Below are 746 nucleotides of genomic sequence, written 5' to 3' on the forward strand. Positions count from 1 at the left end.
GGGAACCCCTGCGCGCGGTACAGCTCACGGGGCGTCAGCATGCGCAAGCCGATGTCCACGATCGCGTATTCCTCGCCGCGCACGGTCACGAGACCGAAGCGATGCTTCGTGGTGACGGTATGCAGCGGCTCGTCCAGCTCGGGCGCTTGATCGGTGCCGTAGTACTTGATGAGGAAGGCGCGGACCTCGGCAAAGTGCGTCCCCTGCGCGCTGACCGTGTGCAGCGGTTCATCGACGGCCTGAGCGGTGCTGGTGCCGCGCAACTTCACGAGATTGCTGCTGACCACGCCGAGCGGCACGGACCCACCAGGCCGCTTCACGAAACTGCTGGCCGTCACGGTGTGCAACGGCTCGTTGGCGGGATGCCCGGTGCTGCCCGTGCGGAACTTCGTGATGTGCGCGGTGACAAGGCCCTGCGTGCAGCCCTTCCCCACGATCGTGGATACGGGCTTGCGTGCGTCGTGACCGTCGTTGCCGGTGTTGTGCTGCGCCAGGAATGCAGTCACCAACGCATGCTTCTGGCCATCGACTGCAGTACCCAGTGGCTTCTCAAGGCCTGGCACGCGCGGCGCCTGCCCCGGCCGCTCGCCGTAGCCTGTCTGAATGAGCGTCGGCACCGCCAGCGCGAACTCGCCGCCCTTGGTGCTGGCCTTGATCGTGCGCAGAGGCTCGTTCGATGCGTGCACGCGGTCGGTGCCGTCGTAGTGCGCGATAGGCACGATGAAGGGTTCGGGCGAGTCCACGAC

General features: G+C 66.6%; 1 pseudogene. It reads right to left on the reverse strand.

What is annotated here, in order from left to right:
• A pseudogene (locus AC1DTN_RS37710) lies at positions 1–746 on the reverse strand (DNA cytosine methyltransferase); the annotation flags it as partial.

It is taken from the genome of Rhizobium sp. 01T444 (assembly GCF_056398305.1).